Origin of the sequence: Sediminibacillus terrae, from assembly GCF_009602435.1 — a bacterium.
Classification (GTDB): domain Bacteria; phylum Bacillota; class Bacilli; order Bacillales; family Amphibacillaceae; genus Sediminibacillus; species Sediminibacillus terrae.
Genome location: NZ_VZDQ01000023.1, coordinates 173,776 through 195,488, shown reverse-complemented (window position 1 = coordinate 195,488; position 21,713 = coordinate 173,776). Strand labels below are relative to the sequence as shown.

18 protein-coding genes are annotated in these 21,713 nt (G+C 46.3%); 5 read left to right on the top strand and 13 right to left on the bottom strand.

All coding sequences use genetic code 11. The features are described from left to right. Positions 1-4: 4 nt before the first annotated feature. The 13 genes from F6X55_RS10000 to F6X55_RS09940 all read right to left on the bottom strand — a co-directional run bounded on the left by F6X55_RS10000 (position 5) and on the right by F6X55_RS09940 (position 12,913). Positions 5-838, bottom strand: a complete 834-nt coding sequence (locus tag F6X55_RS10000) for a carbohydrate ABC transporter permease (RefSeq protein ID WP_153463028.1) — start codon at positions 836-838, stop codon at positions 5-7. Then, on the bottom strand, positions 835-1,770 hold the full coding sequence (locus tag F6X55_RS09995) for a carbohydrate ABC transporter permease (RefSeq protein WP_153463026.1): 936 nt from the start codon (positions 1,768-1,770) through the stop codon (positions 835-837). The genes F6X55_RS10000 and F6X55_RS09995 overlap by 4 nt, the downstream gene beginning before the upstream one ends. A 95-nt stretch (positions 1,771-1,865) precedes the next feature. Next, positions 1,866-3,152: an ABC transporter substrate-binding protein gene (locus tag F6X55_RS09990; RefSeq protein WP_153463024.1), complete on the bottom strand. Its 1,287-nt coding sequence runs from the start codon at positions 3,150-3,152 to the stop codon at positions 1,866-1,868. Positions 3,153-3,212: 60 nt separating this feature from the next. Further along, on the bottom strand, positions 3,213-4,214 hold the full coding sequence (locus F6X55_RS09985; protein ID WP_153463022.1) for a family 43 glycosylhydrolase: 1,002 nt from the start codon (positions 4,212-4,214) through the stop codon (positions 3,213-3,215). Positions 4,215-4,438: 224 nt separating this feature from the next. After that, positions 4,439-5,362 (bottom strand): ArsR/SmtB family transcription factor, encoded by a 924-nt coding sequence (locus F6X55_RS09980; protein ID WP_153463021.1) that lies wholly within the window; start codon positions 5,360-5,362, stop codon positions 4,439-4,441. A gap of 156 nt (positions 5,363-5,518) precedes the next feature. Then, the gene (locus tag F6X55_RS09975; protein ID WP_026571197.1) at positions 5,519-5,893 is read right to left on the bottom strand and encodes a hypothetical protein; all 375 of its coding nucleotides are present in this window, start codon (positions 5,891-5,893) and stop codon (positions 5,519-5,521) included. Positions 5,894-6,083: 190 nt separating this feature from the next. Next, a complete protein-coding gene (locus F6X55_RS09970; protein ID WP_026571196.1) occupies positions 6,084-6,653 on the bottom strand; it encodes an isochorismatase family protein in 570 nt (189 codons plus the stop codon). After that, complete coding sequence (locus tag F6X55_RS09965) at positions 6,650-7,831, bottom strand: hypothetical protein (RefSeq protein WP_153463019.1); 1,182 nt, start codon at positions 7,829-7,831, stop codon at positions 6,650-6,652. Before F6X55_RS09965 ends, F6X55_RS09970 begins: the two co-directional genes overlap by 4 nt. A gap of 319 nt (positions 7,832-8,150) precedes the next feature. Continuing rightward, the gene (locus tag F6X55_RS09960) at positions 8,151-8,930 is read right to left on the bottom strand and encodes an SDR family NAD(P)-dependent oxidoreductase (RefSeq protein WP_153463017.1); all 780 of its coding nucleotides are present in this window, start codon (positions 8,928-8,930) and stop codon (positions 8,151-8,153) included. Between the two features lie 45 nt (positions 8,931-8,975). Beyond that, complete coding sequence (locus F6X55_RS09955; RefSeq protein WP_153463015.1) at positions 8,976-9,614, bottom strand: YesL family protein; 639 nt, start codon at positions 9,612-9,614, stop codon at positions 8,976-8,978. Between the two features lie 39 nt (positions 9,615-9,653). Continuing rightward, positions 9,654-9,962, bottom strand: a complete 309-nt coding sequence (locus tag F6X55_RS09950) for a cupin domain-containing protein (RefSeq protein ID WP_153463012.1) — start codon at positions 9,960-9,962, stop codon at positions 9,654-9,656. A gap of 105 nt (positions 9,963-10,067) precedes the next feature. Then, the gene (locus F6X55_RS09945) at positions 10,068-11,873 is read right to left on the bottom strand and encodes a cache domain-containing sensor histidine kinase (protein ID WP_153463010.1); all 1,806 of its coding nucleotides are present in this window, start codon (positions 11,871-11,873) and stop codon (positions 10,068-10,070) included. After that, on the bottom strand, positions 11,873-12,913 hold the full coding sequence (locus F6X55_RS09940) for a response regulator transcription factor (RefSeq protein WP_153463009.1): 1,041 nt from the start codon (positions 12,911-12,913) through the stop codon (positions 11,873-11,875). Before F6X55_RS09940 ends, F6X55_RS09945 begins: the two co-directional genes overlap by 1 nt. A 225-nt stretch (positions 12,914-13,138) precedes the next feature. Between F6X55_RS09940 and F6X55_RS09935 the strand changes: the two genes are divergently transcribed. The 5 genes from F6X55_RS09935 to F6X55_RS09915 all read left to right on the top strand — a co-directional run bounded on the left by F6X55_RS09935 (position 13,139) and on the right by F6X55_RS09915 (position 21,657). Further along, positions 13,139-14,047 (top strand): ABC transporter permease, encoded by a 909-nt coding sequence (locus F6X55_RS09935; protein ID WP_051382193.1) that lies wholly within the window; start codon positions 13,139-13,141, stop codon positions 14,045-14,047. 14 nt (positions 14,048-14,061) lie between these two features. Continuing rightward, on the top strand, positions 14,062-14,943 hold the full coding sequence (locus F6X55_RS09930; RefSeq protein WP_035427135.1) for a carbohydrate ABC transporter permease: 882 nt from the start codon (positions 14,062-14,064) through the stop codon (positions 14,941-14,943). Positions 14,944-15,089: 146 nt separating this feature from the next. After that, complete coding sequence (locus F6X55_RS09925) at positions 15,090-16,643, top strand: extracellular solute-binding protein (RefSeq protein WP_153463007.1); 1,554 nt, start codon at positions 15,090-15,092, stop codon at positions 16,641-16,643. A 115-nt stretch (positions 16,644-16,758) separates the two neighbouring features. After that, the gene (locus F6X55_RS09920; protein ID WP_237648636.1) at positions 16,759-19,065 is read left to right on the top strand and encodes a DUF4962 domain-containing protein; all 2,307 of its coding nucleotides are present in this window, start codon (positions 16,759-16,761) and stop codon (positions 19,063-19,065) included. Between the two features lie 93 nt (positions 19,066-19,158). After that, a complete protein-coding gene (locus F6X55_RS09915; protein WP_153463005.1) occupies positions 19,159-21,657 on the top strand; it encodes a DNRLRE domain-containing protein in 2,499 nt (832 codons plus the stop codon). The last annotated feature ends 56 nt before the right edge of the window (positions 21,658-21,713 follow it).

Genomic DNA, 21,713 nt, shown 5'->3' with positions numbered 1-21,713 from the left:
TGAATTATTTGATACCTGTCTGCGTAATACCTTTGATCAATTGCTTCTGGCCGATTAAAAACACTATCAAAATCGGCACTGTGGCAATTGTCGTCAATGCCATTAATTTTCCGTACGAGGAAACGAAGCTTCCCTGCTGCATAATCGCGATTCCTGTAGTGATCGTCCGCATCTCCGGCGTATTCGTCGCCACCAGCGGCCAGAGAAAGTCATTATAAATCTGCATGAAGGAGAAGATGGCCAATGTCCACAAAATCGGCCTGGCGGAAGGAACTACGACCCGTATGAATATTTGCCATTTGTTCGCACCGTCCAGGTGTGCCGCTTCTTCCAATTCTTTCGGAAACGACCGGAAAAATTGATAGAGTAAAAAAACGCCGAATGCGTTGGCTGTGTATGGAAAAATCAACACAGCATAGGTGTTCAACAGCCCCAAGTTACTGAACTGCATATACATAGGAAGAAACGTGATGACAAAAGGGATCATCAACGTACTGATGAACAAAGGAAATAAATATTTTTTCAACGGAACGTCCAGCCTTGCCAGCCCATAGGCGGCCATCGCATCGATGGCAACGATGATGGTAGTGCCGGCAATTCCGGCAAACAAGGAGTTGAACATCCACTTGAAGATCGGGACATCCACCCCTTCACCAAGCAAGGTGTACGTATAATTTTCAAAAGTGAAATCTTCCGGTATCCAGTTCAACCCTCCGGCAATCGCTTCGAAGTCATTTTTAAAGGAAGTCGAAATCATCCAGGCAAGCGGGATCAGAAACAACAATGCGAGGATGGCTGCAAGAATGACCAACACCGTCTTTTTTCCCGTTTGTTTCATCTGGTTTTCCCTCCTTCTTGATTCCGATTGGATATTTTGAACTGGACAATCGACACAGCAATCATGATCAAGGACATCAGCAGTGCCATCGCAGAAGCAATCCCCAGCTCGCGCTGCTCGAATGCCAGGTCGACAATACCCATCAGCAATACCTCGGTCGAATCGCCAGGACCGCCTCTTGTCATCAAATACGGCTGACCGTACACATTGAAGGAAGCGATCGTCGAAGTGATCACGACAAACAACATGATTGGCCGTATCGACGGAAGTGTTATGTGAATGAACTTTTGCCAGGCGGTAGCCCCGTCGATGGCACTTGCCTCATACATATCTTCCGGCACCTCATTAAGTGCATTGATGAAAATGATCATGTTGAAGCCAAGCGTCCACCAGACTGTCGCTCCAACCAGGGAAATCCAGGCAAATGGCTGCCTGGTCAGCCATGGGACCGGATCAAAACCAAGATTCATTAGAAAATTATTCAGCAATCCGGAATTGGTATCGAGAATCCATAAAAACAAGATGGAAATGACCGAAACCGAAATCGCGTACGGTATAAAATAAATGGTACGGAACAATCCCCTGATTTTTCCCGGGAGGCTGTTCAACAGCAGCGCCAGGGCTAGACCGATAATCACGAGCAGCGGCACCGAGAAAACCACGAATTTGATCGTATTCCACAAGCCGTCGAAAAATAGAGTGAACATGGCGGAATCGGGATTGAAAATCCGGGCATAGTTGTCGAGTCCGATAAATGGGTGGTCTTGTGCCAATAAGTTATAGTCATTCAGACTGATGTAAATCCCGTAAATGAGCGGAAAAAATAAAAAGGCCAGAAACATGATTAAGTATGGCAGTACGAACAAAAAGGAAGTCAGCTTGGAACGCCGGTCCCTTTTCGCTTTACTGATTGGCTGTATTACTTTGTCCATTGTTTTCACCTCGATTTCATGTAGCTAGTGTCCTACCGGGAGTAGCATTTCATGGAATAAGCAGGAGCCTACGCCGCCTGCTTATTCCATCCTGGTTACTCTTCCAATGCTTGAGAAGCTTTTTGTTGTGCTTCTTCCAATGCTTCTTTAACACCTTTTTGTCCCAGCAGCGCTACATTGACCGCCTCCATCAACGGGCTGGTTGCAAGGCCCCAGTTATCTACATCAGGGGCAAAGCTGACATAATCGAATTGCTTGGCAACTTGAGGTGACTGGTCGTTCACTTCCTGGAATTCATCGCTCTCATATACGGCTTTCGATGCCGGTGCCTGGCCGGACTCTGCCCAGGAAATGGCATTGTCTCCAACATAGCTTAAGAAATCTGTAATCGCGGCCAGCTTCGCATCGTCGGTGTTTTGCGGGATTACAAAGTTGTGCGAGTTGGCATAGACGCCTTCTTGCTCTGTTCCTAGCTGGGGAACCGGTGCAACGCCATAGTTGATACCAGAATCCTCCCACTGCTCAAGCATCCATGGACCGTTCAACTGCATGGCGCTCTTTCCTTGAAGGAACAAGGTGACTTCACCGTCCTGCTGAACGTCTTTCGGTGAAACTTCATATTCTTCGATTAGTGATTTTTCAAATTCCAACGCTTCTACCACCGCATCGGAGGTGAATTGCACCTGCCCATCTTTATACAACTCACCGCCATTTTGATTGACGATTGTCGGAAAAATAAATTCCTGTGGCCATAGGGTAGGAACGGCATATCCCCATTGATTGTTTTCTTTATCCGTGAGCTTCTGTGCATATTCAATGAAATCTTCCCGGTTGGTCGGCGGCTGTTCCGGATCAAGGCCGGCCGCTTCAAACATATCTTTATTCCAATAGAACAGTAGTGGATGGATATCCAGAGGTACACCATATAGCTCACCGTCTACCGAAGCACCTTCTATCGCACTAGGATGATATTCTTCTTCACTGATTTCATCGCCCATGATATCGTCCATATTACGGAGCACATCTTTTTCCGCATAAGTGAAAATCTGATCGCCGTGCATGATCATCACGTCTGGCATGTTCTTCTCGCCATTGATAGCCAAATCGACGTTTTTATAATATTCCGTTTGCGGAACAATTTGAAAGTCGACTGTATATTCATCTTGTGAATCATTGTAGCCATCGACAATTTCTTTCATATACGGACCATCCGGACCGGAGAATGGTGCCCAAAGCGTTATTTCGGAGCTGTCACCAGATCCGCCTTCGTCTCCGCTTCCTCCCCCATTGTCTGCCACTCCGCTGTTTCCGCTGCAGGCTGCCAGGACCATAGCCAAAAATCCAACAAATAAGGTGCCCAACCATCTTTTCGTCTGTTTCATCACGCCACTCCTTTTTTTATAAAATAAGCGCTTACATATCCTTTAAAAAATATAATCCGTCTACTCGGTGACAGGGGCTTCCTGCGGTTCCTCGCTTGGCTGGCCGTCCCTAACAACCGGCCAGCCTTCTTCCCAGTTAATCGGGTCAATCATCATCGGCCGTCTGGAAGCGCCTGACCATAACAATGGATCTTCTTTTTCGATCGCATGGTACACTATCCAGTCCTTTCCTGCTTCATCGGTTAAAATGGCGTTGTGACCAGGCCCGGCGAACTTGCTCTCTGTGTCGGCGGACAATATGGTCGTTCCGCCATTTTCCGTCAACGGTTTGCCTTCCTGGTCCACATATGGACCGGTAAAGTTGTCCGAACGTCCGACATCCACCTGATAGGTGCTGTTTTCTCCTTCACAACAGGATCCTTTTGAACCAAAAAAGTAATACTGTGAGTCGTGTTTTACAATGTAGGGTGCCTCGAAGTCTGTGCCAGCGATTTCGAACGGTTCGCCTTGCACAGACAATCCGTCTTCTGCCAGTTCCACTCCATAAATGCCATGGAAGCTTCCCCAGACCAGATAGGCTTGATCGTCTTCCAGATAGAAAAATGGATCAATGGAATTGTCCACGCCTATTTCTTCACTTGTGAACAATTTTCCCTTGTCTTCGAACGGCCCTTCGGGTGTGTCTGAAACGGCCACCCCGATGCCAGGATTGCTATCACCCCAGACAGATAAAGAATAATACAAATAATAGCTGCCCCGGTAATGGTGGATATCAGGTGCCCAGATACTGCCGCCGGATTCCTTCCACTCAGGTTTTTCATTGAAAGCTTCACCGATGAATTCCCAGTCCGTCATATTTTCCGACCGGACGATAGGCACCAGTTTCGTTTCCGAATCATCGCCCCATGCATCCTCGGTGCCATAAGCATAATAGTAGCCATCATCTGCTTTAATGATCGAAGGGTCTGCCATAACTGGTACATAAACAGGATTCTGATACGTCTCTTGTGTTTCAGTTTGTCCCCCTCCTGATGAACACCCGAACAACACTGTACAAATCATTCCTAATAGCAACACTTTCTTTACCGTTATTTGGTCCCTCCTCCCTCCTGTATCGATGTAAACCCTTTCATGCGGCTATTATAATATATAAACACGTTTTATTTCAACTATTATTGTAATAAAATATTAAAAAATATTATAAACAAACCTGTATAACATGTTTCCATAAACAAACACCTGCAGGCCGCCAATAGCGCTCTACAGGTGTTTATAGGGGTGATGTGTTAATCTTTTTCTTCCACTTTCAGTTTCATCACAATACCTTGTTCATAATTTCCGAACTTATTTCCAAATAAATTCAAGCCGCCCATATTCACAGCATCGCTTTTTATTCCAACTTTGAAGGATATGAAAGGCTTTTCTGCTATTTTCAATGTATCAATCGTACAATCGCTGTTTACTTTCATTCCATCAAGAAAACAGCCCTCTTCTGTAATCCGCCAATTTTTCAACAAACCGTACTGGGTATGGTTGGTCATCCACCAGTCAGGGGTTAGAAAACCACGCTCGCCGCCAAAGTCTCCAGGTGAAGTCCAAGTGGCAATTTCATGACCATTCACCCAAACGGTTATGTCCGATGGCCAATCCAACTTGTACAAAGGCGCTTCCGAGCATAGCTCGGCACTGAATTCGATTTGCGTTGCCTTGTCTCCATATGGAAGCCGGTTCGGAAATCGATATTCGACATGCCCTGCTTTGAAGAATAGCAGCTGTGCTTCAGAACGACCGGTTTCGTAAAAAGAACGCGGATCATCCTGTATCCCGATATAGTCCGTTTCCCCGACCAGACCGCAGCTCGGCTCCACTTCGCAATCGCTGTACTCGCCGATCGGCATATCGTACACGACGGCATGCTCCGGTTTTTTGGTTTCCTGCGGACCGATATCGATAACAATTTGATCATAATTTTTCGTATTGATTTTTTGCGTGCCCCGTCCTGGAAGCAATTCTGTAATAATCAAATCGACATCCTCCAGTTTTTTGACATTCACTGCAGTGGTCGAAAACGGCAAATCCAACCGCTCGGCCAATTCGTTGACATTGTGCGGCCGCTCACTCAAGAGACGCAGTATGGCCATTCTATGTTTATTCGATATTGCTTTGCATATTTCGATTGCTTCTTCGAAGTTTAAGTGTAACGTTCTCATCGCGTTCCCCACTTTTATTCTAACTTTTGTTGTAATAATAAAAGTATAAACTAAAGCGCTCCCAATTAAAAGCACAACAATCCGACAACCTTCGACACGGGTCAGACCCTCCCGTTGCAAAATCAAACCGGGGGACTGTCCCCAACACGCCTTCTTCTATGAAAGGTTGGTCAGGATTTCTTTGATTTGATTGGCTGTTTGTTCCGGCACTTTATTTATGTTGATCGGTCCTTTTGCTGTTCCGATAGTGATCCCTGCAAGTCCATTGTCCCTTTTCACATCACAGGAAGTTATCTCTTCATTTGCCACCTTTACATCATTCGATTGATCAGAAGCCGCCATATGATAAAAACATGTTTTTTTACTCGTCACAAATAACAATTGGGTCGGTTTGTCGCTTGGAGCTGCCACTCCAAGCAGCTGCTCATCTTCTTCCAGATTATTCGCCGAAAAAGTTTTAATGTACCTCTTCATGATCCCTTTCCGGCCAAAGCCTGCATTTTCAATCGTATTCTTAATGCTATCAAACATATTCCTCCCCTGCCTTTCTTTACCGATTATACCTTACGGAAACTTGGGCAACAAAAAAGAGCCCCTGGCTTTTTTGGTTTATCCGAAGACTCTCTGCTAGTATCTTTCCCTTCCATTTGTTTTCCACTAGAAAACGAAAGTAGATTTGATTATACAGGCGTGTTCCTTATTCCACCCAACACGCAAAAGTTCAATTTTCTACTTCTCTATATTTATCATGCTCTGGTCGAAATAAATCTTCCTCCGCATTTCGAACCATGGAAAAATGATCGACATTGTAATGTCCATGCAGTGTCCTGTTATGATGATGGATGATCTTGTGTGCCGGCAATACCTGGGAATCGCTTGTCGTATGACCATCCCCGACCAGCGTTACATCAAACTGATTGATGGTAGCGGTTCTGACAGCTGTATCAATGCAATGTTCTGTTTTGCACCCCATCACAACTAAATGTTCTACCTCATTTTCGAGTAAATATTGTTTTAATGGCGTTCTGTAAAAGGAGTTGGTTGCCTCCTTATCGAAAATGACAGCTTCAGGCGGAACATTGATATCTTCATGTATTTGAAACCCTGCGCCCTTCCCTAATGCGACTTCTAAATCTCTCACAAATACAAGTAATGCCCGATTGCTCTTAGCCTTTTCAATTACCAAATTGATGTTGGCAATGATTTTATCCTTTTCCACAACCCCTTCTTCCACCTTGCTTCCGTCCATTAAATCCTGTTGCGCATCAATTACCAAAAGAGCCTGTTTCACTTGATCTCCCCCTGTTTATTTATTGTTAACGACGGCTTAAATACATAGCGTATCGGCGTAATCTGTTCCTCTTTTCCCGGAACATATAAGGAAACGGACGGGCCGGCGATATCCCCTTCAAAACCAGAAGGCAAGCTGCGCTCCCCATTTTCATCCAGGTACACAATCCCTTCATGATTGCCTCCCCAGTTTCGGATGCCTTTATAAAGCACGCCAAAATGATTTTCTTCCCAATTTTTCATGTCTGCTTCCAAATCGATATTATCCAACATATTGATGACGATGGAAAAATCATTGGCAGGATTGTAGGTTTCAGTCCCTTCTCCCTCCCAATCCTGTTTATGGACGGTCACCCTATTGCCAGCAGGTTCGTCTGAATAGATCAAATACCCGGATCGCAATAAGTGGTCATCATCGTATCCATAAAGATACATATAGATACTGGTAATCGTTCCATCTCTGTCAAACTCAATTTCTACATCATTCGTCATCAGATTCGGTTCCATGTCCATCTTTTCTTTTACATCTTCCATAATGCCTTCCAACTTGGCAGTGAAAAAATCATCGTTGCCCAATCTGATTTTCGTATCGGTCTTCAGCTCATTTATTTTCCAGGCCAATGCTCCGTTGAAGTTGACTGCATTTTTTCCGACATTGTATGCCCCGAGTCCCGTAAAAAGTAGCAGAAGAACAGGTGCCGCCATCCAAACAGCGAAAGGGAGAGACTTGGATTTTTTCAATTTATCCAGCGAAAGAGTACTGCTTTTTAGTATTGGGAAAAATGTTTTATCGTTGAAGTATAAAAAATACCACTGTTTGTTTTCTTTCAACCTGATCAAATCATCCAGTGAAAGAGTGTGCCGCCCTCCTTCAGCAGGGGAGTAAATCTCCAGTTTGGAATCGCGGATTTCCAAGTGATTGTCCGGATTATATAAATACACTTTTTTCATTTGCTTTCGGTATAGACTGACCTGATAGATTAAGAGAAGTAACAGTCCTGCACCGATAACCATAAACAAGGGGACATTTGTCTTCAGCTGACCTATTTTTGTAATCGTGAACAAAACCTTCCACAGCAATGCGTATAGAAGTAACAGGATCCAGCTATGCAGTCTTCCGAAAAACAAATCCCGCAAAAGCATTCTTCTATAAATCTTTTTGGATAATGGATTCCTCATGCTTGTCACTCTTTCTAATCAGTAGGTAACTTCATGTTAACATTATTTTCCTGACAGTTGGGGGAACTTCAAAAAATTGTTTTCCTGGAACCTCTTTCGATTCGTCCTTTATATGTTAAAAAAGCACCATGCCAAAGGGCACGATGCTTTTGCTTCCTTTTCCTATTACTGCCAGGATCATTGAAATTAAGTTTCCGAAATTCCAATCCCCCGCATTACAGATCACCGACTTGCCGGTTTTAGAACTTGCGGGGACAGTCCCCCGCCACTCTACCAAGACGCAGTGCTACCATGTTGGGGGACTGTCCCCGTTAACTTCTCAGCGCATGTACATGCCGCCGTTTATTTCGATGGTTTCGCCTGTGAGGAAACCTGCAAGGTCGGAGACGAGATAGAGCACAGCTCCTGCTACATCTTCTGGTTCGCCCCCGCGCTGCAAAGGAATCGATTTAACCGTGTTGGTCCGTCCTTCTGCTGTGGAAAATGTATTGTGAAACGGTGTATTGCCAATAAAACCTGGTGACACGGCATTGACCGTTATATGGGAAGGAGCCAGCTCTTTGGCCAACGCTTTTGAATACGTCAGGACAGCGGCCTTTGATGCAGCATAAGCAGATGCCCCCGGGCCGCCTCCATTATGGGCGGCAACCGACGTCATGTTGACGACCTTTCCGCCTATTCCCCCCTCCTTTTTTGCCGCCTTCAGCAACGGCAGGACAGCTTTTGTGACGAGAAAAGTGCTGGTCACATTAACGTCGATCACCTTGTGCCACAGTTCCTCGCTCATCTCCTCGATTGTCGCCCGTTGTACCATGTGGCCTGCATTGTTCACCAAAATATCAAGCTCTTCGTTAAAAAAAGCTGCTGTTTCAGCAGCCAACTTGTCTATGTCACCACTTTTCAATACATCCGCCTGGACTGGCCGGCTTTTACAGTCGAATCCTTCAATCAGCCGGACTACTTCCTCAGCACCCTCTCTGTTTTTCCCATAATGGACAACCACATCGGCACCTGCTTCGGCCATTCCGAGGGCGATACTTCTCCCGATTCCGGTCCCGCCCCCTGTCACGAGCGCCTTTTTCCCTTGTAAATCAATCATTCTCCCACTCCTTTTCCAAAACGTTTGTTATAGATATAGCCAGCTTCAAGCATCCTCCAACCGCAGATAGCCGCTTCGCTCCATCCTTCTGAAAGCAAAAGAGGCGATTTTGGTACAGGCCGCAGCAAGGAAGCTGATTCCGCAAATCAAAAACAACAGCGGAACATAAGCCAACACCAGCCCGCAAACTATTATCAAAACGGTTAAAGCCAAGGAAACAATCGGAATCAAGATGGCAATCGTTGCCGAAAAACGGACGCTGTTTAAAACCGGCAACCGGTAACGAACAGCTATCGGCAGGATAAGCAAGGATGACAACAGGTAGATGAACAACAGACTGACCAGAAAACAGGCTGCGACAAACACAGGTACATTCGGATAGCTGAACAACAGCCGGATGTCGTAATAAAGAAACAAACCGAGAGCCAGCCAGACATAACCATACAGTTGGCATTTCAAAAAACTAGCTTTATAGACAGACCAAAAAACACCGCCTGAGTTTATTTCCGTTTCCGGATGGCGAAGGCGTGCCTCCATGACAGCGAATGTAGCATACAATGCCGGAAATAAACCGAAAACAATCCCGCCCGCCAACAGGCCGGCCATGGCTCGCAGCTGAACTGCCACGAGGAAATAAACTTGTTCGCAGAATTGATTGAACCTGCCCATCATCCCCTCTTCCATACGGACTGCCCCCTTCCTCGACTTTCGTCTTTAAGCTCTTTACTTCAATAAATCCTCGCGGAGCGGTGTGAATGTATCCAGCAAAATCCCTTTTTCAAGCGCCAGTGCCCCATGGACCTGATTGCCCGGGATCACCAATGTTTCTCCAGCGTGCACAAGATGTTTTTCACCCTCGATCGTGAATTCGAAACTACCCTCCATGCAGTAGGTCAATTGTTCATGCGGGTGACTATGTTCCGAACCCTCCGCCCCTTTTTCAAAGTGGACCTCCATCATCATCAATGATTTACCGGGTGTGAAAACTTTGCGTTTCACGCCTGGTTCTGCCTGCTCCCACTCTCCTGGCATATGATCGTGCCCCTTTCTGGAATTGATATTCTTTATGATAACAAGAAAGAAAACGTTTTCACTTTTGATTTTTTTAGATGGAATAAGGTTTTTTTTAGCCAGTCTTCAACCAGCCTTGATCCGTCTGTCCTTACGAGGTATTTCCATGGAAACTTTGGTGCCCTCACCTTGCTGCGATTGAATAGTCAGACCGCATTGTTCGCCGAATAACAATTGAATCCGGCGATGGACGTTGCTGACCCCGATTCCCATCTTGTTGCTGACATCCTCGTACTTTTCCCGCCGGAGAACTTTCCGGATATCACGCAGTCGGGCAGGAGTGATTCCGGCACCGTTATCGATGACTTCCACACGAAGCCGCTTCTCTTCAGCGGCTGCCCGGATTGTAATTTCCCCCTGGTAGCGGTTTTTGCGCAAACCATGGTGGATTGCGTTTTCGACCAGCGGCTGCAAAGACAGCTTGACCACCTCTTCATCGAAAAGATCTTCCTCTATCTCGAACGTTATCGGTAGATGCTTTTGAAATCGGTGCTCTTCCACAATCATGAAATTTTTCACATGGTTCATTTCGTCCTCCAAGGTGACGATTTCCAAATTCCGAACTGAGTAGCGGAACATTTGCGATAAGGCGATGGCCATTTCCGAAATTTCTTCCGCATCATTCAATATCGCATAAGAGTTCATCGTTTCCAGTGTGTTATGGAGAAAATGAGGATTGATTTGTGACTGGAGGGCCTGAAGTTCGATTTTTTGCTTTTCGTATAACACTTTGTGATTCTGCAATTCCGCGGCATATAAATCATCGACGAGCGTCGACAAGCGGTCGATCATTTTGTTGTAACTGGTGACCACACTGCTTATTTCATCGGTTCCTCGAAGCGGCTTTATCGGTTCCCATTCACCGATCTCCATTTTTTTCATACCTTTTTGAATCTTCCTTAATGGCTTTACAATACTGTTCGCGAATCCAATCGAGACGACCAGCGCTACCATCAGAGACAATACCAGGACGAATACCACCTGCTTTTTCATCCCGGCAACCGGTTCATAAATCACCTCTTTCGGTGTCATCGCAACCAGCGTCCAATTAGTCTGGTCGGAGTGGTCTGCATAGAAAATCATTTCCGTGCCATCCCATTCCCCCGTAAATGTTTTCTTGTCGGTGGTGGTTAACTGATCTTCCAATTGTTTGCCAATAGGATTGCCGAGCCATTTTTGATCTGGATGGTAGACAACGCGATGATTATCATCGAAAATCCAAAGGGATGTCCCATTTTCAAACTGGGCGATGTTCCACAGTTCTTCCAATGCCGTTCCGTTCAATTCCACCCCCAATATCCCTTTCGGTACAAACGAAGACAAGCCGCGCACCCTGCGGACAATACTGACGACATATTCCTGATTGTACAGACTTCGATCGGCAAGCAGCCGAATCCGTCCGTTTTCCGGCGTCGTTTTTAGCAAGCTACGATAGATCGCTTTGGAGGGAAACGGTTCTTCTTCCATGGAGGATTTATTTTTGGAAAGGACATATTGTCCGTTTTCACCCAGCAGATAGATCAGATTCAAGTGTTGATATTTCAAATTGAGATTATGCATCTGGCTTTTAATCTCTTTCGAATAGTAATATTGCTCCAGCCTCTGGCTCTCATCGATTTCCAGAAAGCCTTTCACGGTGCGATCCGTCAGCAACGGCAAGGTTGCCAATTCCAAATCCCGGATGAACAAATCGGTTTGATAACTGGCATTTTCCACAATATACTCCAGGTAGCCTTCTGACTGTTTTTTGATTTCCAGGGTGGTCTGTCGGTAAAACAACCAAGTGACCAGACTGACGGAGACCAGGATGACGACGACGAAATAAACAAGCAGCCGCTGTTGAATGTTCAAACGGTATATCCAGCCCTTCATCAATCTACCCCCATCTTCCTCCGAAAGCCTGAAGGCGTCTGTCCTGTGTACTTTTTGAACGTCTTCGTAAAATGCGGGTGATCGTTCAATCCAATCAGAAAAGGAATGTCGATCACTTTTATGTCTTTTTTCAACAAGAGCTCTTTGGCTTTTTCCATGCGCAGGCTGCTTCTGTATTTCACAAATGTCTGTCCGGTTTCCCTTTTAAACAGCTGGCTGAAGTAGGAAGCATTTAAGCCAAGCTTTCCCGCGACTTCTTCCAGGCTGATTTCTTCATCTAGATGGTCGAGGATATAGTTTTTGGCCATCTCAATCGGATCGACCTCGTTTCCTTTACGCTTTTGCTCAAGCAGTTGAATTATTTCTATGCATTTATTCCTAAAGAGCTTGTCTGCTTCCCTCTTGCCCGTTGCGGCAATTTCCCAGTGGAAAGCGTTCATCAATTGACTGCCCTTGGACGCAATCCGATGAAAAAGCACTTCCATCACATGGCTCAAAATGTTGCAGTAATATTCTGAGGAAAGCTGCTTCACTTCCATCTGTCCGGACCAATCCTGAAACACTTTTTCCGCTTCCAGGCGATCAAGAGACCAGATGGATTCTCCCAGCCCAGCCAGCAATTCATCGATTTCATCCGCCCCGATAAAGTCATGCTGTTTGGTTTTCAATCCTTGCAGACACCGCTCGACGGTTTGGGAAAGTTTTTCCTTGGTAATCGGCTTCAACAAGTATTCTTTAACCCCGCAGAGTATCGCTTTCTGAGCGAAGGTGAAGCTGTCGTATCCGGATACGATGACCCACTGCGCCTCCCCCTGCAACTCTTTGTACCCGGATATCAGTTCCAAACCGTTCATTTCCCCGCCTTCAATATCGGTGAAAATAATGTCATACCTTCCCTCTTGCAAATAAGGAATTGCATCTTCTGCATAGGCAGCCTCGGAGATGCTGTCCAGATTAAATCCTTTCACTCGAATCGTTTGCAGCAACTTTATCAGTCCACGCCTTGTCAACGGTTCATCTTCGATTATCAGGACACGCAATTCATTCCCCTCCCATTTTTAAAGCGCTTACATTTATGCTTATTATAAACTAATGGACGATGAATAGGTATGAAAAATCCGGATTTCAAACGAATTTGTTAGTAAATCTATGAGACGTAATCGGCCGATATCCAAAAAAAACACAAATTGTACAAAATCGACTCCATGGATGAAAGCCCTTTCAATAATTATGCTTATGGAAATATCTAAAAAGGAGGCAGCCAAATGACTTCACGGAAACTGGCACTCGTCTGGAAACATAAAGCACTTTATTTCATTGCATTGCCAGGCATCGCATACTTCATCATCTTTAAGTATATCCCGATTATGGGATCGGTGATCGCCTTTCAGGATTACAACATTTTTCAAGGCATTACAGGAAGTGCTTGGGTGGGATTGGAACAATTCGAAAGAATGTTTCAGTATCCGGAATTTTTACGGATTCTCAAAAATACCTTGCTGATCAATTTATATGATATTGTTTTCGGTTTTTCTGCTCCGATTATTCTTGCCTTGATGTTGAACGAGGTCAGAAAATTGCTGGCAAAAAGAATCATCCAAACGATTGTCTACATGCCCCATTTCCTGTCCTGGGTGATCATCAGCGGTATTTTTATCGGAATCTTGTCACCATCTACCGGGATGGTCAACCATTTTTTGAATCTCTTTGGCATTGATTCGATTTACTTCCTGGGTGAGGACAGTTTTATCCGCACAATTATTGTCGGCTCCGGAATGTGGCGGGAAACCGGTTGGAGCACGATTATCTATTTAGCTGCCCTGGCAGGCATCAACCCACAATTGTATGAAGCCGCAGATATCGATGGCGCCAATCGATGGCAGCAAACCTGGAAGATTACCATCCCGACCTTGATGCCGACGATCATGATGCTGTTCCTGCTGCAAATCGGCAATTTCTTGGATTTCGGCTTTGAGCGGGTCGATGTTTTCCTGAATCCTTTCAACCGTGTCAACGGGGAGATATTCGATACGTATATCTATGAAGCCGGCTTACTGCAAAACCAATACAGCTATACAACCGCCATCGGCATTTTTAAATCAGTAGTAGGATTGATTCTGCTGGTCGGGGCCAACTTTGTCAGCCGTAAAACCACCGGCAACAGTCTATATTAGAAAGGAATGATCATATGGCTATCAAAGAGAGTCGTGCTCGCAAAGCTTTCCTGAGAACCAACATGGTTGTATTGATTCTTGTGTCCCTTATCATGATTCTTCCGTTTATTCACGTTTTGGCTCAATCATTCAGCAGTTCCGGAGCGATCGATCAGGGAAAGGTCAGTTTCCTCCCGGTCGAATTCACCTTCGATAATTACAGCTTTGTTTTCCAAGACGGAAGTATTTGGCGGTCATTCGGCGTCACGATATTCATCACGGTGTTCGGCACCTTGTTCAATTTGATTGCGACAGCATCGCTTGCCTATCCCCTATCGAGAAAAGAATTGCTCGGCCGCAAATTCCTTCTGTTCATGGTATTGTTTACGATGATTTTTTCGGCGCCGCTGATTCCGACCTTTTTAGTGGTCCAAAACCTCGGTTTGCTGAACACGGTATGGGCGTTGATTTTTCCGACAGCCATCAGTGCCTTCAACCTATTCGTGATGCGCTCCTTTTTTATGCAGATTCCGCAGGAGCTAATCGAGTCGAGCCGGATGGATGGACTGGGCGAACTGCGTATCCTGTTTCAAATCGTACTGCCGCTCTCCAAGCCGGCAATGGCCACACTCGGGATTTTTTACGCTGTTTTTCATTGGAACACCTATTTCAATGCATTGATGTTCATCGAAGATCGAAGCTTGTATCCGCTCCAGATCAAATTAAGGGAAATGATCGTCGATGAGAATTTCACCTCAGACCCTACCTCAGACTTTTACACAACGATGCTTTCAAGTTCTCCCGAAGGAATCAAAATGGCCACCATTATTGTAGCCACGGTTCCGATTTTGCTGATTTATCCGTTTTTGCAGCGCCATTTCATCAAAGGGTTCATGCTGGGCAGTTTGAAGGATTGAAATGGAGACTGCTTCACTCGCTGGATTTTTACTGCCGTATAAAAAATTGACAACTGCATCTAAAAACAGACGAAAGCGCCATTGCAGGCAATGTGTTAAAGTCTTTTGTAAGCACTTACATTTTATTTATCAAAGGGGAGGAACAAATGAAAAAGCGAACGGTTTTGCTGGGAGTCACGCTCGTCATTCTTATTGCAGTGATGGCAGGTTGCAAGGATTCAGAATCTAAGGCTTCAAATGAGCAGGGAGGAAACGAAGACGAAGGTTCCGGCTTTTCGATTGCCATGCGTACCCTGGCTACGCCGTATGTGGAAAGCCATCCGGACATCAATGATGATAAATACGTCAAAGAACTGGAAAAGCTGACGGGCACCGATATCAATATCCGCCTCGTACCGCACAATGAATATGTGGAACGGATGACCTTGATGCTCGCCTCCAATGATATCCCAGATGTCATGCAGGCCGGGGGCGGTGTGCTGGGTCCGGAATTAGCCGGCGGGGTCGAAGCAGGTGCCTTCATGCCGTTGGATGATTTGTTGAAAGAACACGGCCAGCACCTTCTCGAAGCCATCCCTCAGGAGGCATGGGATCGGGTGACCTATGACGGAAAAATTTATGCAATACCGGAATACCTTTCCAATCCTTCACGACGCGGAACCGCCATCCGCATGGATCTCCTGGAAAAAACGGGGTTGGATGTACCGAAGACGACCGATGAGTTTCTCGAAGTCATGCGTGCTTTTAAAGAGCTCGGAGTAAAAAATCCCTATCAGGGCCGGGAAGACTTCAAATATTCGGACACATTTTTTGGAGCATTCGATGCCTTTCCATATCAATGGGAGCTATACAACGATCAAGTTGTGCCAAAGTTCATGGCCGGGGACAAAATCAAGGATGCACTGGAATACTACCGCACCATGTATGAAGAAGGACTGATCCATCCCGAATTTTTGACTATCCAACAACCGGAATACCGCAGTAACATTATTGCCGGAAATACTGGGATGTGGTCAATGAACGCTGAAGAAGTCAATGCATGGGAACAGGAAATCCAAAACAATGTGCCAGAGGCCGAAGTCGCGATCATTCCATCACCAGTCGGTCCAGACGGAAAAGGCGGACACTACTTATACGGCCAGGTAACCCGCTCCTTCCTGATCAGCAGTGAAACGGATGCGAATGTGGAAGACATCATCAAATTCTTCGACTGGCAGGTCACGGAAGAAGCGGAAAGGTTTTTCACTTATGGAATTGAAGGCGACACGTATGAGCTTAGCGAAGACGGGACAGTCGATTATGAAATGAAAGATGATACGAATTTCCTCAATGAACAGCATTATCGCAACCGTTGGCTGTGGATGATCCGTGACGCCACTTACACAAAGGGAATCCTCGAACTGACCGATGAAGGACAGGAGTTGATGTCGGTGTTCGATGACATCCTGAGCAATGAAGGACGGGACAGTATCTTGTACGATCCGCCATTGGAAGCGATGGAAAGCAACCCGGATATCCGTCCAGGCAGCGACACCCCTTCTGATGTTTGGATGACCGGAGCAGCAAAAATCATCCTCGGCCAGGAACCGCTCGACTATCATGACACCATCGTCGAAGAATGGTTGAACAAGGGCGGCAGTCAGGCAATCGAAGAAGCGACCAAACGTTATAACGAGGACGACGGCGTGTTGTCCCGATAAGCTGTCATTCATGCTATCCCTTCCCGTTTTCCATATCCGTTCGGTCCTCCATGACCTATAGGTCGCCGGCGGATTTGGAAAAGCGGGAACCAATTTGATTCGAGGAGGTCTTTTTGTGAAAGAAACGTTGTTCAAATTATACCAGCCGGAAAGCGGCACATTGAACATCCCTTATCAGCCAGACGAACAGACCGGGATCATCGAAAATCCCCCGCGGTTCACCTGGATGCCGGCAAAGCTTGAAGATGACTTCTATGTGTTGCAGCTATCCACCGATGCTGCTTTTCCACAGGAGGACACCTTAACCTATCAGCCGATACCGCACAATTTGTTCACCCCGGACTGTCCCTTGCAGTCCGGCACCTATTTTTGGCGTTATGCACTCTTGGATCAGGAGGAAAACCGGGTCAGCGACTGGAGCAAAGTCCGCCGTTTTATTATATCGGAAAATCTTCCGGAAACCCCTCTCCCTGACCGAAGCAGCCGATATGCAGAGGTGAACACCGCCAGGCCCCGGCTCTGGTTGACAGAACAGGCTTTGTCCGATTTCCGGTCAAATCTGTCTGCCGAGCCGGATTATTGCCATTGGAAAAATTTTTACCGCCATTCTGTAGAACCTTACCTGAGCATGCCACTTATCCAGGAACCGGCGCCATATCCAAATCACCAGCGTACCGCGAAGCTTTGGCGGAAAATGTATATGGACTGCCAGCAGGTATTGCATGCGATCCGCCATTTAAGCGTTGCGGGCGTGATTCTGAAGGATGACAGTATCCTGTCAAAAGCGAAAGAATGGCTGCTCCATACAGCTAGCTGGAATCCGGACGGGCCGACGTCCAGGGACTACAACGATGAAGCCGCCTTTCGTATCGTCGGTGCACTTAGCTGGGGTTACGACTGGCTGCTTCCATACCTTTCCGAGAATGAGGCCGACTTTGTAAAAAAACAGCTGTTCATCAGAACCGAGCAAGTCGCCTTTCACGTCATCGAACGATCCAAAATCCATCAGGTCCCATATGACAGTCATGCTGTCCGTGCCTTGTCATCTGTTCTTGTTCCCGCCGGAATTGCCTTGTTTGATGATGTTCCCGAGGCAAGAGAGTGGCTTGATTACACCATCGAGTATTACAGCGGCCTTTACACCCCCTGGGGCGGGGCGGATGGCGGATGGGCTGAAGGCCCCCATTACTGGCTGACCGGTATGGCCTATGTCATCGAAGCAATGAACCTGTTGAAAAACTTCAACGGCTATGACCTGTATCGACGGCCATTTTTTCAAAATACCGGTGATTTCCCTTTGTATGTCTACCCACCCGATACAAACCGAGCCAGCTTCGGGGACCATGCCAATCTTGGCGACCTCCCGGGATTGAAGGTGGGCTTCAACATCCGGCAATTTGCGGGTGTTACCGGGAATCCTTATTACCAATGGTATTACGAGCAGACTAAAAAGTATGATACCGACCCTTATGACAAGTTTTACAACAAAGGGTGGTGGGATTTTCATTTTGATGAAATGATGTACCTGCACGATTATCCGGAAATCGAAGCAAAAGCTCCATCCGATATCTCTCCTGTAAAATGGTTTAAAGATGTCGGATGGGCTGCTATGCACAACCGGATGGATGATCCGGAAGAACATATTATGTACCTGACAAAAAGCAGTCCTTACGGTTCGATCAGTCACAGTCACGGCGATCAAAACGCTTTTGTCTTGCACGCCTTTGGGGACCCCTTGGCAATCCACAGCGGTTATTATGTCGCTTTTAACAGCACGATGCATACCAACTGGCGCAGGCAGACGATTTCCAAAAATGCCATTCTGATCGACGGGAAGGGTCAGTATGCAGGGAAGGATAAGTTCCTGGCCAAGGATGCCTGCGGACAAATCGAAACCGTCGAACAGAAGAAAAATTATGCTTATATACGGGGCGATGCGACCGCTGCCTATCAGCATGACGTTCCTTACCTGACACGTTATACGCGGGAAACATATTTTGTCGATGACAGTTACTTCATCCTTGTGGATACAGTCAACCTCGAACAGGATGCGGAACTCGACTGGCTGCTCCATACCCTTCAAGAGATGGAGCTTTCCCATCAATCGTTCGTGGTGAAAGGAAAAAGTGCAGCGTTGGAGGGAAGATTTATCCATTGCTCAAGCGGTGAATTGACATTGAACCAATACAATGACTTCCCTGGGGTCGACTTGGATGAATTGGAAGGAAACCCGGTCCATTGGCGGCTGCACGCCAAAACCCGCCCGGCATCCGAGCACAGGATTGTCACGCTGCTTCATCCGATGAAAAAAATGGAACCGGCCTATGTCTCTTACTTCATCGATGACCAAGGGTTTAGTCAACAATTTTATTTCACAAAAGACGGGAAGACATTCCGGTTGGAGCTACCGAAGGAATTTTAATCCCCAATTTATCAGGAATCAGCGAGAGTCTTTTCATCCAGAAGGGCTCTCGTTGTTTTTCAAAGGAGAAAACAAAACGAAAGGCGGAGAAGTATGAAAAGTAGAATCGTGTGGTTCAGCCTTATCTGTTTGTCACTTTGGTCTTGTTTGTCTGTATTGCCCGGCAATAGTCTCCATGCTGCAGCAACAGTTACCCACTATCCTGTCATCGATGTCTCTGCAAGTGTCCATGATGGAAATATTCCGGAAAACACACTGGATGACAATCTGTCGACAAGATGGTCGGCTCAAGGAAACGGCCAATGGATTCAGTATGATTTAGGAAGCATCCAGGAGTTGGGCTATCTTGGACTGGCTTTCTATAACGGCGATATCCGTTCCACCACCGTGGATATTGAATTGTCCGATGACGGTATGACGTGGACCAAGGTCGTTGAACAGCAGGAAAGCAGCGGTACATCCATAAACCTGGAAGCCTTTGACTTTCCAGATCAAGAAGCGAGGTATGTAAGAATTATCGGTCATGGCAATTCGCGGAACGATTGGAATAGCATAACAGCTGCCCATATCTATCCTCCCAACCCTGACGGCCCTATCGTGGAAGAATTAGAAGCCATTGATCCCGGCCCGGTACCTGACGCCGATCCATTCACCAAAGCCGGTCTTTATTTGCCTGACCAAACACCATATGTCCCATCCTCCCCACATCCGGTGACCGGAAAGACGCTCAATGTCACAGACTTTGGGGCTGATTTACGGGATAACAGCCATGATGATGCCCTTGCCATCAATGCAGCCATACAAGCTGCTGACTCCGGCGATGAAGTGTACTTCCCTGATGGAACGTACAACTTGATGGGCACCATGGAAAATGACTTCACCTCCCACATCTACTTAAAGGATGAAGTAAATCTTCGGGGCGAATCAGAAACAGGTGTAGTGTTGGTATCAAATTTTGATATGAAAGAAGTGCCTAACAGTAAAGTAATGACAGCCTATGGAAAACACGATTTGGCGATTTCCAATCTAACCATCACTTCCACTTTTGATGGTGATTATTCAGATAATCCAAGTGAAAACAATCCCGAGCACGGAGGTCCTGCTTATGGTATTTTTATAGCCGATTCTGCCGGACAGCCTTCCCATCACATTACCGTAAGCAACATCACCATCGAAAAATTTCAACGGATGGGTGTGAGGATAGAAAAAAGCAACCGGAACACCGTCGAACAGGCGACCTTTAAAAATGCGACGGACGTCGGCGGCGGTGGTGCCGGCTATGGAGTCGGAATCCAGGGGATACAGGGTATCGACAGACTGGGACACGCCAATGACACGTATTTTAATATAGTTAGAAACAGCCATTTCGAGGGCCCCTATCTCCGCCATGGAACGCTGATCCAAAACTATGCCCACAACAACTTGGTCGAGCACAACACCTATCGGGATGTCATCCATGATGCAGTCGACTTGCATGGCCAGCGGGAATATTTAAATGAAGTACGCCATAACCGTTTAGTCGATATTCCGCGCGGCGGTATCGGAGTCGGCAATACTGGCGGAACGCCGCCAAATTCCCATTCTGCTTCGGGAGCAGGAAACTATATCCATCACAATACTCTATCAAATACGCGGGACGGCATAATCGTCATGATGGGATCGCCGGAAACAGTGATCGAGAACAACAAAATCATGCATACATCGACCCCGGCCGATGCGAAAGGAATCTATTTACTGAACGCTCCAGGTACAATCGTCAAAAACAATAAAATAATGAACAATTACGCCGAGGGGTTCTGGGGTATCTTTATCGCAGAAGATGACGGGGATATACGCAACGGCGGCAAGGGTGCCGGAATACCGGAAAATATATTAGTAGAAAAAAACATACTAATCGGCAATAGCAACGGAATTCGGGTGGAAGCAGGGAAAGAGATTACCATAAAAGATAATGTCATCCGGCGGACTGTTGGTGAGGATTATGTCAATTTGATAGAAAGTGAACCAGTCATCCAGTCCCTGACCCCCTCCCATGATGCGTTGATAGACATTGAAAAGCCTGATGCAAATTACGGAATCATCGACCAGGAGTTGATTGACACAGAAGCTCCGGACCGCAACTTTTATAAGTACTTCAACATCAAACAAAACCCGGATAAAAGTAAAGGAAGAATGGCGCTCTACCGATTTGACTTGGATGACTTAGAAGAAATGGAGTCGGCTGAGTTCCAACTGACAGGGAAGACCGGAAGCAATACCACTTCCGTCACACTAAGTATCTATGGAATTCTGAACAATGATTGGCAGGAGGATTCTGTCACCTGGAGCAACGCCCCCAATGTTGCTGAAGACAGAGTCGAGGTAACCGGAATTGGTGATTCAGCATTTTTCCTGGGAACCATTACTGTCGACCAAGCTGAAACCACCCTTCATGAAATAGATGTTACGGAATTTGTTGAGGAGTATGGTTCGGAAGCAATCAGTTTTCTTGTCGCAGATACGCAAGGGCAGAATGGAAACGTCAACATCTACTCAAAAGAAGAAACCAATGCAGCCCGCAGACCAGCCTTGACCATCACCACCAAACCATAAACACATGGGAGGGATCAGTCCCCCACCGCTCTACCACGACGCAGCGCTACCATGTC

Excerpts from the sequence above, each read along its gene's own strand:
- F6X55_RS10000 (WP_153463028.1), bottom strand. The coding sequence starts at position 838 with ATGAAACAAACGGGAAAAAAGACGGTGTTGGTCATTCTTGCAGCCATC.
- F6X55_RS09995 (WP_153463026.1), bottom strand. The coding sequence starts at position 1,770 with ATGGACAAAGTAATACAGCCAATCAGTAAAGCGAAAAGGGACCGGCGT.
- F6X55_RS09990 (WP_153463024.1), bottom strand. The coding sequence starts at position 3,152 with ATGAAACAGACGAAAAGATGGTTGGGCACCTTATTTGTTGGATTTTTG.
- F6X55_RS09985 (WP_153463022.1), bottom strand. The coding sequence starts at position 4,214 with ATGATTTGTACAGTGTTGTTCGGGTGTTCATCAGGAGGGGGACAAACT.
- F6X55_RS09980 (WP_153463021.1), bottom strand. The coding sequence starts at position 5,362 with ATGAGAACGTTACACTTAAACTTCGAAGAAGCAATCGAAATATGCAAA.
- F6X55_RS09975 (WP_026571197.1), bottom strand. The coding sequence starts at position 5,893 with ATGTTTGATAGCATTAAGAATACGATTGAAAATGCAGGCTTTGGCCGG.
- F6X55_RS09965 (WP_153463019.1), bottom strand. The coding sequence starts at position 7,831 with ATGAGGAATCCATTATCCAAAAAGATTTATAGAAGAATGCTTTTGCGG.
- F6X55_RS09960 (WP_153463017.1), bottom strand. The coding sequence starts at position 8,930 with ATGATTGATTTACAAGGGAAAAAGGCGCTCGTGACAGGGGGCGGGACC.
- F6X55_RS09955 (WP_153463015.1), bottom strand. The coding sequence starts at position 9,614 with ATGGAAGAGGGGATGATGGGCAGGTTCAATCAATTCTGCGAACAAGTT.
- F6X55_RS09950 (WP_153463012.1), bottom strand. The coding sequence starts at position 9,962 with ATGCCAGGAGAGTGGGAGCAGGCAGAACCAGGCGTGAAACGCAAAGTT.
- F6X55_RS09945 (WP_153463010.1), bottom strand. The coding sequence starts at position 11,873 with ATGAAGGGCTGGATATACCGTTTGAACATTCAACAGCGGCTGCTTGTT.
- F6X55_RS09935 (WP_051382193.1), top strand. The coding sequence starts at position 13,139 with ATGACTTCACGGAAACTGGCACTCGTCTGGAAACATAAAGCACTTTAT.
- F6X55_RS09930 (WP_035427135.1), top strand. The coding sequence starts at position 14,062 with ATGGCTATCAAAGAGAGTCGTGCTCGCAAAGCTTTCCTGAGAACCAAC.
- F6X55_RS09925 (WP_153463007.1), top strand. The coding sequence starts at position 15,090 with ATGAAAAAGCGAACGGTTTTGCTGGGAGTCACGCTCGTCATTCTTATT.
- F6X55_RS09915 (WP_153463005.1), top strand. The coding sequence starts at position 19,159 with ATGAAAAGTAGAATCGTGTGGTTCAGCCTTATCTGTTTGTCACTTTGG.